Origin of the sequence: Janthinobacterium sp. (genome assembly GCF_031995485.1) — a bacterium.
Lineage (GTDB): Bacteria > Pseudomonadota > Gammaproteobacteria > Burkholderiales > Burkholderiaceae_D > Janthinobacterium.
This window is the reverse complement of record NZ_DAMAGB010000014.1, coordinates 1-13460: the sequence shown is the minus strand read 5'-3', so window position 1 is coordinate 13460 and position 13460 is coordinate 1. Positions and strand designations below refer to the sequence as shown.

The following is a 13460-nucleotide window of genomic DNA, read 5'->3' as shown; positions in this document are numbered from 1 at the left end:
TCCATCATGCATGATCCAGTCGTTATCGTCGGTGCTGCGCGCACCCCCATGGGCGCCTTCCAGGGCGATTTTGCCAACGTCACTGCCAGCGACCTGGGCGCTGTCGCCATCCAGGCCGCCGTCGAGCGCGCCGGCATCGCGCCGGAACTGGTTGAACACGTGTATTTCGGCAACTGCCTGATGGCCGGCCAAGGCCAGGCGCCTGCGCGCCAGGCCCTGCGCAAGGCCGGCCTGCCGGACGCCACCGGCGCCGTCACCCTGTCGAAAATGTGTGGCTCGGCCATGCAAACCACCATGTTTGCCCACGACACCTTGCTGGCCGGCAGCGCCGAGGTAGTGGTGGCCGGCGGCATGGAATCGATGACTAACGCCCCCTATCTGGTGCCGAAGGCGCGCGGCGGCTACCGCATCGGCCACGGCATGCTGTTCGACCACATGATGATGGACGGCCTGGAAGATGCGTACAGCCGCGATGAAAAAGGCAATGCCCGCTCGATGGGCACGTTTGCCGAAGAGTGCGCCACCGAATATGGCCTGACGCGCGAAGCGCAGGATGCGTTTGCCATCGAATCGGTCAAGCGCGCCCAGGCGGCGGCCAAGGACGGCGGCTTTGACTGGGAAATCGCCCCGGTTACCGTGCCCGGCCGTGGCGGCGACACCGTGGTCAGCATCGATGAAGGTCCGGCCAAGGCGCGCCTGGAAAAGATTCCGGCATTGAAACCCGCGTTCAAGAAGGACGGCACGATTACCGCCGCCTCCTCCTCGTCGATCAACGATGGCGCCGCCGCCCTGGTGCTGATGCGCGAATCGACGGCGCACAAGCTCGGCTTGAACATTATCGCGAAGATCCACGGCCACGCCACGCATGCGCAGGCGCCGAACCTGTTTACCACCGCGCCGATCGGTGCCGTGAAAAAACTGTACGCGAAGACCGGCTGGAACAGCACGACTGTCGACCTGTTTGAAATCAACGAGGCGTTTGCCGCCGTGCCGATGGCCGCCATGCATGACCTCGATATTCCACACAGCAAGATCAATATCCACGGCGGCGCCTGCGCGCTGGGCCATCCGATCGGCGCCTCGGGCGCGCGCATTATCGTCACCCTGCTGGGCGCGCTGAAAAAGACGGGCGGCAAGCGCGGCGTGGCAGCGCTGTGCATCGGCGGCGGTGAAGCGACCGCGATGGCGATCGAACTGGTATAAGCTGCGGTTTTATCCCTACTCAGGAGCAGCACATGCCTACAGCATTGATTATCGGCGCCTCGCGCGGCATCGGCCATGAAATCGTCCGTCAATACCGCCAGGACGGCTGGCGCGTGATCGCCACCGCGCGCAAGCCGGAAGACTGCGAAGGTCTGAAACAGCTGGGCGCCGAAGCGCACCAGCTCGACGTCACCGACGTGGAAGGCTGCGCCGGCCTGGGCTGGAAGCTCGACGATGAAAAGCTGGAAGTGGCCATCCTCAATGCGGGCGTGTACGGCCCGCGCCACGATGGTTTTCCCGCGCAGGCCGATTTCGATGCCGTGATGCATACCAATGTGCTGGCGGCCATGCGCCTGCTGCCGATCCTGGCGCCGCTGGTGGCCAATGCCAAGGGCAAACTGGCGGTGCTGTCGTCGCACATGGGGTCACTGAGCGAGCGCAGCAGCGCCAGCGGCTCGCTGTACCGCGCCAGCAAGGCAGCCTTGAACTCCGTGCTGATCGACACCGCCTTGGTGCATGGCCCGCAAGGCGTGAGCTGCGTCGCGTTCCACCCGGGCTGGGTACGTACCGAAATGGGCGGCGCCGGCGCCGATATTTCTCCTGAAGAAAGCGCAGCCGGCATCCGCGCCACCCTGGCCAGCCTGCCCGCAAGCAAACAGGCGGTTTTCCGCAATTACGACGGCAGCCCCATCGGCTGGTAAAAAAATCCATGATACTCAATGAAGAGCAGCAAATGATCCAGGAGGCGCTGCGCAGCTTTGCGCGCGAGCGCCTGGCGCCGAACGCGGCGCACTGGGACAAGGAGCACCATTTCCCGACAGAAGAGCTGCAGGAACTGGCCGCCCTGGGTGCATTTGGCGTGGCGGTGCCGGAGGAACTCGGCGGCGCCGGCCTCGACTATGTGTCGCTGGCGCTGGTGCTGGAAGAAATCGCCGCCGGCGATGGCGGCACCTCGACCATCATCTCGGTCAACAATTGTCCCGTCTGCAGCATCGCCATGATGTATGCGAATGACGCGCAGAAGGAACAATGGCTGCGCCCGCTCGCGCAGGGCACCATGCTGGGCGCCTTCTGCCTGACCGAGCCGCATACGGGCAGCGACGCCTCCGCCCTGCGCACCACGGCCACGCGCGATGGCGATCAGTACGTCATCAACGGCACGAAGCAGTTCATTACCAGCGGCAAGCATGCGGACGTGGCCATCGTGCTGGCCGTGACCGACAAAGCGGCCGGCAAGCGCGGCATCAGCGCCTTCTGGGTGCCGACCGCGACGCCCGGCTATATCGTGGCGGGGCTGGAACAGAAGATGGGCCAGCACTCGTCGGACACGGCACAAATCCTGTTCGACAACTGCCGCGTTCCCGCCGCCAACCTGATCGGCGAAGAAGGGCAAGGCTACAAGATCGCCTTGTCCGGCCTCGAAGGCGGGCGCATCGGCATCGCCTCGCAAGCGGTCGGCATGGCGCGCGCCGCGTACGAAGCGGCGTTGACCTACGCGCGCGAACGGGAAAGCTTCGGCAAGCCCATCTTCGAACACCAGGCGGTACAGTTCCGCCTGGCCGACATGGCCACCCGGATCGAAGCGGCGCGGCAACTGATACGCCATGCGGCAGCGATGAAGGATGCGGGTTTGCCGTGCCTGAAGGAAGCGGCGATGGCGAAATTGTTTGCCTCCGAGATGGCGGAAAAAGTCTGTTCCGATGCGATCCAGGTGCATGGCGGCTATGGCTATGTGTCCGACTTTCCGGTCGAGCGCATCTACCGCGATGTGCGCGTATGCCAGATTTATGAAGGCACCAGCGATATCCAGAAAATACTCATCGCACGAGCCTTGTAACAACGCTGGGCCAGAAAAGTCTCAGCGCCTTTAGAAACCGTAGCGAGCAAGCCCGATATCGGATTGAGTAACGCAGCCGTACTTGGGTACGGCGAGTAACGCCGATTCGAGAGCGGGCTGCGCAGCAGGTTTATAAAGGCGCCATCCAGACGAAAAAAAAGCCTACTCAGGGTAGGCTTCGTTCCAATGTATTACCAATGCTTTAATCGTGTCATGGACGCCAGTGCTATCTGCAAAGTGCCTCCTGATTTTCGGACTCCCATGCTATCTGCATGGTGACTCCAAGTGTAAATCGACCAACGTATCCGGAATTACAAAATCCACTTTTCGTACTGGTCACGCCATCGACATTACACGTGTCGGTCGCCGTACTGAAGCTGGATAGTGAGAGTATCTGCAAGCAGATCTCAACCACTGAAAGAATTATAGCACAGCCTTTTGTGCGCCGCAACAACTGTTTTAAATCAAGTTCTTAGCTCCAGCGGCTTGTCTTCTTCGCCACCACGCGCGACGCGCTCATATTCGGAGATCACCTGCGCGCCCAAGAGCAGCAGGGTGGCGCCGATTTCCAGGCTGAACATGACAACGATAGCCGTGGTCATCGAGCCATACACGACGTTCACCTGCGACAAGGTGGAAAAATACCAGACCAGCACATGGCGCGCGATTTCCCACAGCAGGGCCGCCGTCACGCCGCCGATCAGCGCGTGGGTGAATGAAAGCCGGCCCACCGGCATCACCAGGTAGATCGAACTGAGCACGAGGATCTCGCCGGTCAGCCCCAGCAGATACAGCAGCACGCCCGACAAGCCTTCCAGGCCCCAGTCATGGCGCAAAAAATACACGCTTTCATCGCCCATCACCTGCAGGCTGCCCGCCACCAGCGTGATCAATAAAATGCCCACGCCCAGGCAGAGGATGTAGCAATACGGCAGGATGGCGGAAATCAAAAAATGGCGGCGCCGGATCGCCACGCGATGATTGAAGATCACGCTCATGGCGTTTTCCAGCACGGTAAACGCCAGCGAGCTGAAAAACAGCATGGTCAGCAGCAGCAGCCAGCCGATCACGCCGCGGTTATTCAGGAAGTGGGCGACCTCGGCCACGATGGCCTTGGACTGTCCCGGTACCAGCCATTCGAGGTAATGGCCGATGGTGCGCAGCAGTTCTTCCTCCGCGATGACGTGCGACAGCGCCACCACCACCAGCATCAGCAGCGGCACGATGGACAGCAAAGAGTAGTATGCGACGGCGCCGGCCAGCAGCAGGCCCTGGTTGGCGCGAAAGCCTTTCAGCACCTGCAGCACGAACGATAAAGGATGGCTGAGGATATACGCACTGGCGTGGCGGTTGATCATGATGCACCTGGTAAAGGACGCGGCATGACCTTGTGCCACGCCGCCCATGCACCATAGCATACGGACAAATTGCGCCTGCCGCCGTACGCAAGCTAACTGACGGCCGCTTCCAGCAGGGTAACCGTCTGGCGCTCGGCGTCCAGGGTGGCCAATATGCCCATCGGCAAGGTGAACTGGTCGCGGATATGACCGAAGGAATAGCCGGACACTGAAGGCACCGTCAACGGCTGCAGATGCTGGTCCAGCGTCTGGTCCAGGCTCAGGGCGATATCGCCCTCGTCCGCTTCGCAATGCATGAACACGCCCAGCAGCAGCGCCTTTGCGCTCGACAAGCCGCCGGCCAGGTCGAGCTGGCACAGCATGCGGTCGACGCGGTACGGCGCTTCGTTGATCTCTTCCAGGAACAGGATGCGGTCGCGGAAGTCGGCCGCATACGGCGTGCCGGCCAGCGCGCTGACCATGCACAGGTTGCCGCCTGTCAGCCGTCCCGTGGCCTGGCCGCCATGCACGGTGCGGATCGTGAAGTTGGCATGGGTTTGCGCGCGGCGATGGTTTTCCAGCGCCATCGGGATCGTGTACTGCTGCTGCGGCTGCATCAGCACATTTTTCAGGTGTGTCACGGTGTACTCGGAAAACGTCGAGGAAGCGACGGGACCATGGAACGTCACCAGCCCCGTCTGGCGGCCGATGGCCAGGTGCAGTGCGGTAATGTCGGAGTAGCCGATCAGGACTTTCGGATTGGTGCGGATCAGCTCGTAATCGATCAGCGCCAGCAGCGAGATGCAGCCCGAACCGCCGCGTATCGCCCATACGGCCTTGACCTCTGGCTCGCGAAACGCCGCGTGCAAGTCGCCCAGCCGCTGCTGCACCGTGCCCGCATAGTTGCCATGCACGGCGCGGATATGGGCGCCCAGGGTAACGCGCAGGCCCAGCGATGTGATATTGGCCACCGCCCTGGCGATGGCGTCGTCGTCCGTAAAGCCGGCCGGGGCGATAATGGCGACCAGGTCGCCCTGGCGCAGGCGCGCCGGTTTGATCAGGGGATGTGCTTGCATGCGGGGTCCTTTGTGCTGCGCGGCAGCGGCCAGGGCCGGTGCGCTGGCTGCGCCGACGGCGGCGGCCAGCATGCCGCCAAACTGGCGCCGGCTAAAACTGCTGTGACTGCTCATGCGGCCCTTTCTGGAAAAGAAACGGCGGCGCCAGGCGCCGCCGCTGCGAACATGCTCCGCCAGCGCGGATTACATGAACTTGTATTTCACCTGGAACGACAGCGCGCGGCCACGCGGGTCGGCCACGCGTGGGTCCCAGCCGGCGCCGACCACGTCGTCGACGTTATGCGCGGTAAACGGCGGGTCCTTGTCGAACAGGTTCTGGATGCCGACCGTCAGCGTCGTGTTCTTGAAGCCCGTGTAGGTGCCCGACAGGGTGTAGGTAGTATAGCTGCCCACCTTCGGGTTGAAGCCCGCCGGATACGGCAGCGCGCCGCCGTTCGGCACCTGGTCCTTGTAGCCGGTGCTGTACTTCTGCGTCAGCAAGGCGCTCCAGTCGCCGCGCGCCAGCGAGAACGAGGCGTTGTGCTTCCAGCGCAGGTACAGGTCGCGCGTGTAGAAATTGCCCACGTACTCCTTGTATTCCTGGCCGGCGATTTCGGCAAACTTGAAGCTTTGCGTCCAGGTGCCATCGAGCGCCGCATTCCATTTGAAACCGTTGGTGCTGCCTTCGCCACGCAGGCTGAGGTCGGCGCCGCGCGTGCGCGAACCGGCCGCATTGATCCAGCCCGCCTGGATGTAGTTGATGGTGTCATCCGGATTGCGGATGATGTACTGCGGCAGCAAGGCGGCATTGTTCAGCACGATGGTGGCCGAGCGGTTCAGGATGCGGTCTTTCGAATTGATGGCCCAATAGTCGAGCGAGGCCGAGTATCCCTTGACCGGTTCGATCACGAGGCCCAGGCTGCCCTGCTTCGAGGTTTCCGGTTTCAGCGCGGTATTGCCACCCGAAAAATAATTCAGGCGCGACGGTGCGCAGAAGGCCGGGTCGCCAGGGTGGCGGGCGCAGCCGAGCGTGTCGATCACGCCGCTCGACAGTTCCTGGAACAGCTGGCCCGAATACAGCTGGGTAAAGCTGGGCGCCAGGAAGCCCTTGTTGGCCGAACCACGCAGCAGCAGCCACGAGGTCGGCTGGTAGCGGAACGATACTTTCGGATTGGTCGATGCGCCCACCAGGCTGTAGTCATCGCGGCGCAGCGCCAGCTGCATTTCCAGGTCCTTGATGATCGGCACCAGCAATTCCGCATACACGGCCTTGACGTTGCGGCTGGCTTTTTCCAGCGCGGCATTGCCTGGCGACAGGTAGACAAGGGTCGCGTCGATATCCTGGCCAAACGCATAGCTTTCGCGGCGCAGGTCAAAGCCGACGGCGGCCGACATGGCGCCGGCCGGCAGCTGCAGCAGCTCGCCCGAGACCGAGCCATCGATCGCGGTCAGGGTCGTCTTGCCATGCTGGAAGTCGCCGCGGAACTTGGTCGACTCGATCAGATCCCTGGCCGCCTGGCTCTGGCTCTGGCCGGGGCCCACCCATGGGTTGATCACGCCGCTGGCCAGCGCCGGGAACAACTGCGCCGTATAGGCATAGCCATCGGTCAGCCTGGTGTTGGTCTTGCTTTGCGCATGCGACACGCCGGCCTTGTAGTCCCATTTGCCCACGGTACCTTCGAAGCCAACCAGCAGGCGCAGGTTGTCGGTGGTGTTTTCCTGGGTGCGGTTGCCAAAATCGTTGGCGCGCCATTTGTAGGCAATCGGCTTGGTATTGTCGAAGGTCGGGATATACGCCGACAGATCCTGGTAATACGCGCCGCCGACCGGATACAGGTTGCCAGCAGCTGCCGTGGTCTGGATCTGCATCGGCGTGAATTGCGCCGTGGCCTTGGTGCGCGAGCCGAGCAGCTCGACAAACATGGTGTGATCCTGCGCCAGCTTGAAGGTGCCACGGCTGAGCAGGTTGGCGCGCTCGACCGGGAAGGAAATCACATAGTCGCCGCCGTAGTCATAGGCGCAGGAATAGGTGGTGCGCAATGGCGACGTGACCTTCGACCACAGCGCCGTCTGGTATTGCGACATGCCGGCCACCGTATCGCACTTGCCCGTGAAGCTCAGCGGATTGGCCTGCAGGTATTGATTGGTGCTGCCGGGAACCGTAAACGAGGTGCCGAGCGCCGTGCCGGCGCCGGTCAGCTGGTTGGCGTATGGCGTGCCGGTGGTATCGGGCGACAGGCCGCGGCCAGGCTGGAAGCCATTGGCAAAGCTGCGCTGGGACGAGCTCAGCTTGTCGTCATTGTCGACCGTCAGGCTCATCATGATGTTGTAGCCGTCCTCTTCCACGCTGCCGTGGCCGGCCAGCAAGGAGGCGCGGCGGTTCATGCCGCCGCCCGCTTCCGTGGAATTGGTGGTGGCCGATGCCTCGATGCCGTTGTAATTGGTTTTCAGGATAAAGTTGATCACGCCGCCGATGGCGTCGGTACCATAGATGGCCGAAGCGCCATCCTTGAGGATTTCCACGCGAGAAATCGCGCCCATCGGGATCGAGTTCAGGTCGACCGCCTTGCCGCTGGCGCCGTGGGTAGCGATGCGGCGGCCATTGAGCAGCACCAGCGTGCTGTTCGGTCCCAGGCCACGCAGCGAGGCAAACGAGGCGCCGCCACTGACGCGGTCGGCATCGGCCCCGAACACGTTATTGCCCGAAGTCATGTTGTCCGCGCCGGTGCCGTTCGAGGAGATGGTCGCCAGCAATTGCTCGGCACTGGTAATACCCTGTTTTTCGATCTGGTCATAGGTGATCACTTGCACCGGCAGCGCGCCTTCCTTGGCGATGCGCTTGATGCTGCTGCCCGTCACTTCGACCCGTTGCATCGCCTGTGGCGCCGCTTCCTGTGCAACGGCCGTGCCAGCCACCCCTATCAATGCCATCAACTGCGCTAGCTTCTTCAATTTCACGGGCCTTCTCCTTGTTGGGCAATCGAAACTTGATTCTTCAAGTCAGGTTGTTAGTCATATCGCTGCATCTGTCTCGCAGTACATTTTCTTATGATGTTTGCGCATGACTTTATTTGTTTTCATTTTCAGAGTAGCGCGATGCTTCCGCCGCCAGCCAATGAAATATGCTTTCCTAACCATAACTTTTTGGAATGAATGCCCCATTTCACCGCTGGCCTACTTCGCTGCGGGGCGGCCCCGTGTCATATCGACGTCCAGGTAGCGCCAGGACGTGAATTCCACGGGATGGCGCCTGTAGTTTTTTAGCCACGGTTGCTGCAGGTCGGCCGAGATCGGATGGGTCAGCAGTACCCATGGCGTATAGGCATGGATCAGCTGCCACAGGTCGAAGTACAGGCTGCGCCGGCGTGGCGTATCGGACAGCAGGCGCGCCTCCTCATAGCGTTTATTGTAATCGGGCAAATTGAAGCGGGCGTAGTTGGCTCGACCACTGTTGGGGCCGTACAACAATTGCATAAAGTTATCACCATCGGGGAAATCGGCGACCCAGTTGGTCTCGAACATCTGCACCTTGCCCAGGCGCGAGGCCTTGATGATTTCCGTCTTCTTGTCGCTCTTGAATTCCACGCGCAGGCCGATGGCGTTCAAGTTGCGGCGCCACAATTCATCGCGCAGCCGCCCTACCGTGCTCGGCTCCGTATGCATGGTCAGGATCAAGGGTGTACCGTCCGGCTGGGTACGAAAACCATCCGCGCCTGTCTTGTAGCCGAAACGGTCCAGCAGTGCACGCGCCAGCACGGGATCGTATGACACCGGACTGCGGTAGGCCTTGTCATAGCCCAGCACATTCGGCGGCAGCGGCGACTGCGCCGGCAGCGCCAGGCCCTTTTTCAGCAGCGCGATATCTTCGCGGCTGTTGTAGCTGAGCGCGATCGCGCGGCGCAGGGCCAGCTTGGGCTTGCTGTAGCCGCCCAGCACCGGATCGTCCATGTTCATCCACATGTAATAGGTCTGCAGCACGGGGAAGCGTTCGAGCGTGATGCCTTTCGCAGCCAGTTCGGGCTTCAGGCCGCCATTGAGCAGCACCATGTCGGTCAGCGACTCGGGCACCTGCTCCAGGTAATCGAACTCGCCTTTCAGGAAGCCCAGCATGCGCGACTGGTATTCCTCGACGATGCGCACTTCGATGCGTTCGACCAGCGGCAGGTGCTGGCCTTCGAGTGACTTCGCGATTGCCTGCTCGGCCGGTGGCATCGCCCCAAGGGTGGCGGCGTCCGTATGAAACACGGTGGCACGGAAATCCGGATTGGCCTGCAGCACGATCTTGTCGCTGCGCTTCCACTCGGTGATCATGAACGGCCCCGTGCCGACCGGATGGTTGCCGATCTGGCCCGGCGCCTTGTACGCTTCGGCCACTTCGCGCGCTACCACGCCGGTGGCCGGCATCGCCAGGTAGAACAGGAAATTCGGATCGATGCCGTTCAGGCGGATGCGCAAGGTGTATTTGTCCAGTGCCTGCAGTCCCGCGATCGGCGTGTCGTAGCTGAAGTTGCTCTTCAGCGCCGCGTCGCCCAGCAGTTTGTCTTCCAGCAGGAATAGCCATGGCGACTTCAGCGCGGGGTCGTACAGGCGCGTCAGGCTGTACACGTAATCCTGCGCCGTCACTTCGCGCCGCTGGCCCTTGAAGGCCGGGTCGGGCGTAAAGAACACGCCGGGCTGGATCCGGAAAGTATAGGTCAGGCCGCCATCCTCGACTGTCGGCAAGCCGCGCGCCGTATTGCCCTGCAGCTTGAGCGGGCGCGCCAGGTAATCGTAGCGCAGCAGCGGGTCGAACACATTTTCCATCAGGTTCAGGCTGGCCAGGTCGGAGGCGACGGCCGGGTCCAGGCCCGTTTCGCTGGTGCTCAGGAACAGGTGCAGGGTCTTGCCGGCGCGCAGGTCTTGCCCATTGGTGGCGGCATGGCTGGCGGCGGTCAACAAAGTCAGCAAGGCCAGGCCGGCGGCGCAAGCGGTTTTACGCAAAAACATCATCAGTGATCCAGTACAGGTGAAAGCAGGCGACATCCAGCGTACGCGGGTGGGCGGCAGGATGCCAATGAAAACAGGCTGCCAGCTTATAACTTTTTGGCATGCGGAGGCTGCATTCTTTCATCAACGCGTGGCACGCTGCCTCTATACTTTGCTTGCAGGTATTTTCCTCGTCGCACATTCAAGAACTGATCATCTATGGCACTTAATTACATCTGGTCCGGCTTTTTCCTCGTAGGTTTCCTGGCCGCCGTGCTGCAGTGGCTGTTTTTGGGCGATACCGATATCTTCAAGCGCATTATCGATGGCACCTTCGAGACGGCACGCATGGGCGTGATGGACATCGCGCTGCCGCTGGCCGGCGTGATGACCTTGTGGCTCGGCATTATGAATATCGGCGAAAAAGCGGGGATCGTTGGCTGGCTGGCGAAAGTGATCGCGCCGTTCTTTTCGCGCATCTTCCCGGAAATCCCCAAGGACCACCCGGCCACCGGCCATATGGTAATGAATTTCTCGGCCAACCTGCTGGGCCTGGACAATGCGGCCACGCCGTTTGGCCTGAAGGCGATGGAAAGCCTGCAGACGCTGAACCCGAACAAGGAAGAGGCGACCAATGCGCAGATCATGTTCCTGGTGCTGCATACCTCGGGCCTGACCCTGATCCCGCTGGCCATCATGGCGCAGCGCTCGATTTTAGGTGCGGCCGATCCGTCCGACATCTTTATTCCATGCATGATCGCCACCTATGTGGCCACCGTGGTCGGCATCATCACGGTGTCGATCAGGCAGCGCATCAATCTGCTCAACAGCGTCGTGCTGAGCTGGCTGGGCGGCATGACGGCCGCCATCGTCGCCATGATCTGGTACTTCACGCAATACCTGACCAAGCAGGAAATCGAGCTGGTGTCGAAGGTGGTCAGCAATCTGGTGCTGATCAGCGTGATCGCCATTTTCATCATCGGCGCGCTGCGCAAGAAGGTGAACGTGTATGACGCATTTATCGAAGGGGCAAAAGGCGGCATCCAGACCTCGATCACCGTGATTCCCTACCTGGTCGGGATGCTGGTGGCCATCAGCGTGATCCGCAACGCGGGCGTGTTCAACTTTCTGATGAGTGGCCTGAACTGGTTCTTTGCCAACCTCGGTATCAATACCGATTTCGTGCCTGCCCTGCCGACCGCCATGATGAAGCCGCTCAGCGGTTCCGGCTCGAAAGCGATGATGATCGACGCCATGAATACCTATGGCGTCGACTCGTTTGTCGGCCGCCTGGCCTGCGTGTTCCAAGGGTCGGCCGACACCACCTTCTATATCGTCGCGCTGTACTTCGGCTCGGTGGGCATCCGCAAGACGCGTTATGCCATTACGGCCGGTCTGATCGCCGACCTGGCCGGCGTGGTCACCGCCGTGTTTGTCGCCTACGTCTTTTTCCATTGAGGAGACCCATGTTACGTCCCGTACTGATCGCCGCGCTGATCGCTGGCCTTGGCCTGCCGGCGGCGCACGCGCAATTGCCCGATTCCGTCAGCGTGCTGCTGCGCAGCGCGAATATTCCTGAAGACGCCATCGGCGCAGTGGTCCTGCGTGGCAATACGGTGCTGATGTCGCATGGCGCCGAACGCAGCATGCAGCCGGCCTCGACCATGAAAATCGTCACGACGGCCGTGGGCCTCGAGCAGCTGGGCCCGACCTTTCGCGGCCGCACGGAATTGCGCACCAGCGCCGACGTGATCAATGGCGTGCTGAAGGGAGACCTGATACTGCGCGGTGGCGCCGACACCGACTTCAATGCGGATGTGCTCGCGCATATGCTGCAGACCCTGCGCAACCAGGGTATCCACACCATCAAGGGCGATCTGATCCTGGACCGCCAGCTGTTCCAGCCGGCCCGGCCCGATATCGGCGCGCCGCCGTTCGACGAGTCGGCCGAGTTCCGCTACAACGTGATACCGGACGCTTTGCTGCTGAACACCAACATGCTCGATATTGAACTCAGTTCCACCACCCAGCAGCTGAAACTGCTGATGCTGCCGGAACTGGACAATGTCACCATCAGCAGCGACATGCAGCTGGTCAAAGGCAATTGCGCGCGCTGGGAAGATGGCTGGCGCCCACCCGAATATGTGCGTGGCCCGAATGGCAGGCTGCAGGTGATCCTGCACGGCACCTTTCCGCAGAACTGCAAAAAGGCCACCAGCATCAATGTGCTGGACCGCAATGATTATGCGGACAAGCTGTTCCGCACCACCTGGAAGCGCCTCGGGGGCAGCATCCTGGGCAGCGTGCGCGAAGCGCCGTTTACGGGTTTGCCGCCGACGGCCGAACCGGTCGGCACGCGCATGCTGGCCGACCATGTGGCGCGCGCCCTGCCGGAAGTGCTGCGTGATATCAACAAGAACTCCGACAATACCCTGGCTCGCACGCTGTTCCTCAGCATCGGCAGCCTGCAAAGCGATGGCTGGCTGGGCAGCCGCCCGGTCGCCATGACGGTACCCGAAGACACCGCCACGCGCTCACGGCAGGTGATACAAGAATGGATGCAGCGCCACGGGATCGATACCAACGGCATGTCCATCGACAATGGTTCCGGCCTGTCGCGCACCGGCCGCATCGCGCCGCTGCAGCTGGCCGGCGTGCTGCAGGCGATGCAGCAAAGCGTCTGGGCGCCCGAGTTCCAATCGAGCCTGCCGATCGTCGCGCTCGATGGCACCATGCGCAAGCGTCTGCTGGGCAGCCCGGCCGCCGCGCGGGCGCGCATCAAGACGGGAACGTTAAAGAACGTGGTAGCCATCGCCGGCTATGTGCCGGATGCCAATAACCAGCAATGCGTGGTGGTCGCCATGATCAACAGCGACCTGGTGGGTAATGGCAACGGCCGCGCGGCGGTCGATGCATTGATCGAGTGGGTGGCGCGTACGGGTATCTCGCCCTGATACGACACATGGTTGACGCCAACCAAGTAGTCGGACCGCGCGGCCACACATGACCCGTAGGTCGGATTAGGCCGCAGGCCGTAATCCGACACCACCCGCAGCTTCAAAC

At 61.8% G+C, this 13460-nt stretch carries 9 protein-coding genes; 5 read left to right on the top strand and 4 right to left on the bottom strand.

What is annotated here, in order from left to right; translation table 11 throughout:
• Nucleotides 1-6: 6 nt before the first annotated feature.
• From RTQ46_RS10745 to RTQ46_RS10735, 3 genes are read left to right on the top strand one after another with little or no spacing between them, the layout of a single operon-like run.
• Nucleotides 7-1203 (top strand): acetyl-CoA C-acyltransferase, encoded by a 1197-nt coding sequence (locus tag RTQ46_RS10745; protein ID WP_312436480.1) that lies wholly within the window; start codon nt 7-9, stop codon nt 1201-1203.
• A 32-nt stretch (nt 1204-1235) separates the two neighbouring features.
• Nucleotides 1236-1904, top strand: coding sequence for an SDR family oxidoreductase (locus tag RTQ46_RS10740; RefSeq protein ID WP_312436478.1), 669 nt, complete (start codon nt 1236-1238; stop codon nt 1902-1904).
• 8 nt (nt 1905-1912) lie between these two features.
• Entirely contained in the window at nt 1913-3040 is a 1128-nt protein-coding gene (locus RTQ46_RS10735) for an acyl-CoA dehydrogenase family protein (protein WP_312436476.1), read from the top strand.
• A 464-nt stretch (nt 3041-3504) separates the two neighbouring features.
• Here RTQ46_RS10735 and RTQ46_RS10730 read toward each other — a convergent pair whose 3' ends face one another.
• The 4 genes from RTQ46_RS10730 to RTQ46_RS10715 all read right to left on the bottom strand — a co-directional run bounded on the left by RTQ46_RS10730 (nt 3505) and on the right by RTQ46_RS10715 (nt 10418).
• Nucleotides 3505-4398, bottom strand: a complete 894-nt coding sequence (locus tag RTQ46_RS10730; protein ID WP_312436474.1) for a YihY/virulence factor BrkB family protein — start codon at nt 4396-4398, stop codon at nt 3505-3507.
• Between the two features lie 92 nt (nt 4399-4490).
• Complete coding sequence (locus RTQ46_RS10725; RefSeq protein WP_312436473.1) at nt 4491-5567, bottom strand: LD-carboxypeptidase; 1077 nt, start codon at nt 5565-5567, stop codon at nt 4491-4493.
• Between the two features lie 69 nt (nt 5568-5636).
• Entirely contained in the window at nt 5637-8390 is a 2754-nt protein-coding gene (locus tag RTQ46_RS10720; RefSeq protein WP_312436471.1) for a TonB-dependent receptor, read from the bottom strand.
• A gap of 216 nt (nt 8391-8606) precedes the next feature.
• A complete protein-coding gene (locus RTQ46_RS10715; protein WP_312436550.1) occupies nt 8607-10418 on the bottom strand; it encodes an ABC transporter substrate-binding protein in 1812 nt (603 codons plus the stop codon).
• 198 nt (nt 10419-10616) lie between these two features.
• On the opposite strand from RTQ46_RS10715, the gene RTQ46_RS10710 reads away from it, so the two are divergent.
• Both RTQ46_RS10710 and dacB read left to right on the top strand, forming a co-directional pair.
• Nucleotides 10617-11855, top strand: coding sequence for a nucleoside recognition domain-containing protein (locus RTQ46_RS10710; protein ID WP_312436470.1), 1239 nt, complete (start codon nt 10617-10619; stop codon nt 11853-11855).
• Nucleotides 11856-11863: 8 nt separating this feature from the next.
• The gene (gene dacB, locus RTQ46_RS10705) at nt 11864-13351 is read left to right on the top strand and encodes a D-alanyl-D-alanine carboxypeptidase/D-alanyl-D-alanine-endopeptidase (protein ID WP_312436468.1); all 1488 of its coding nucleotides are present in this window, start codon (nt 11864-11866) and stop codon (nt 13349-13351) included.
• The last annotated feature ends 109 nt before the right edge of the window (nt 13352-13460 follow it).

Bases quoted from the DNA above. Each gene is read 5' to 3' on its own strand.
- RTQ46_RS10735 (WP_312436476.1), top strand. From the start codon at position 1,913: ATGATACTCAATGAAGAGCAGCAAATGATCCAGGAGGCGCTGCGCAGC.
- RTQ46_RS10715 (WP_312436550.1), bottom strand. From the start codon at position 10,418: ATGTTTTTGCGTAAAACCGCTTGCGCCGCCGGCCTGGCCTTGCTGACT.
- RTQ46_RS10740 (WP_312436478.1), top strand. From the start codon at position 1,236: ATGCCTACAGCATTGATTATCGGCGCCTCGCGCGGCATCGGCCATGAA.
- dacB (WP_312436468.1), top strand. From the start codon at position 11,864: ATGTTACGTCCCGTACTGATCGCCGCGCTGATCGCTGGCCTTGGCCTG.
- RTQ46_RS10710 (WP_312436470.1), top strand. From the start codon at position 10,617: ATGGCACTTAATTACATCTGGTCCGGCTTTTTCCTCGTAGGTTTCCTG.
- RTQ46_RS10730 (WP_312436474.1), bottom strand. From the start codon at position 4,398: ATGATCAACCGCCACGCCAGTGCGTATATCCTCAGCCATCCTTTATCG.
- RTQ46_RS10725 (WP_312436473.1), bottom strand. From the start codon at position 5,567: ATGAGCAGTCACAGCAGTTTTAGCCGGCGCCAGTTTGGCGGCATGCTG.
- RTQ46_RS10745 (WP_312436480.1), top strand. From the start codon at position 7: ATGCATGATCCAGTCGTTATCGTCGGTGCTGCGCGCACCCCCATGGGC.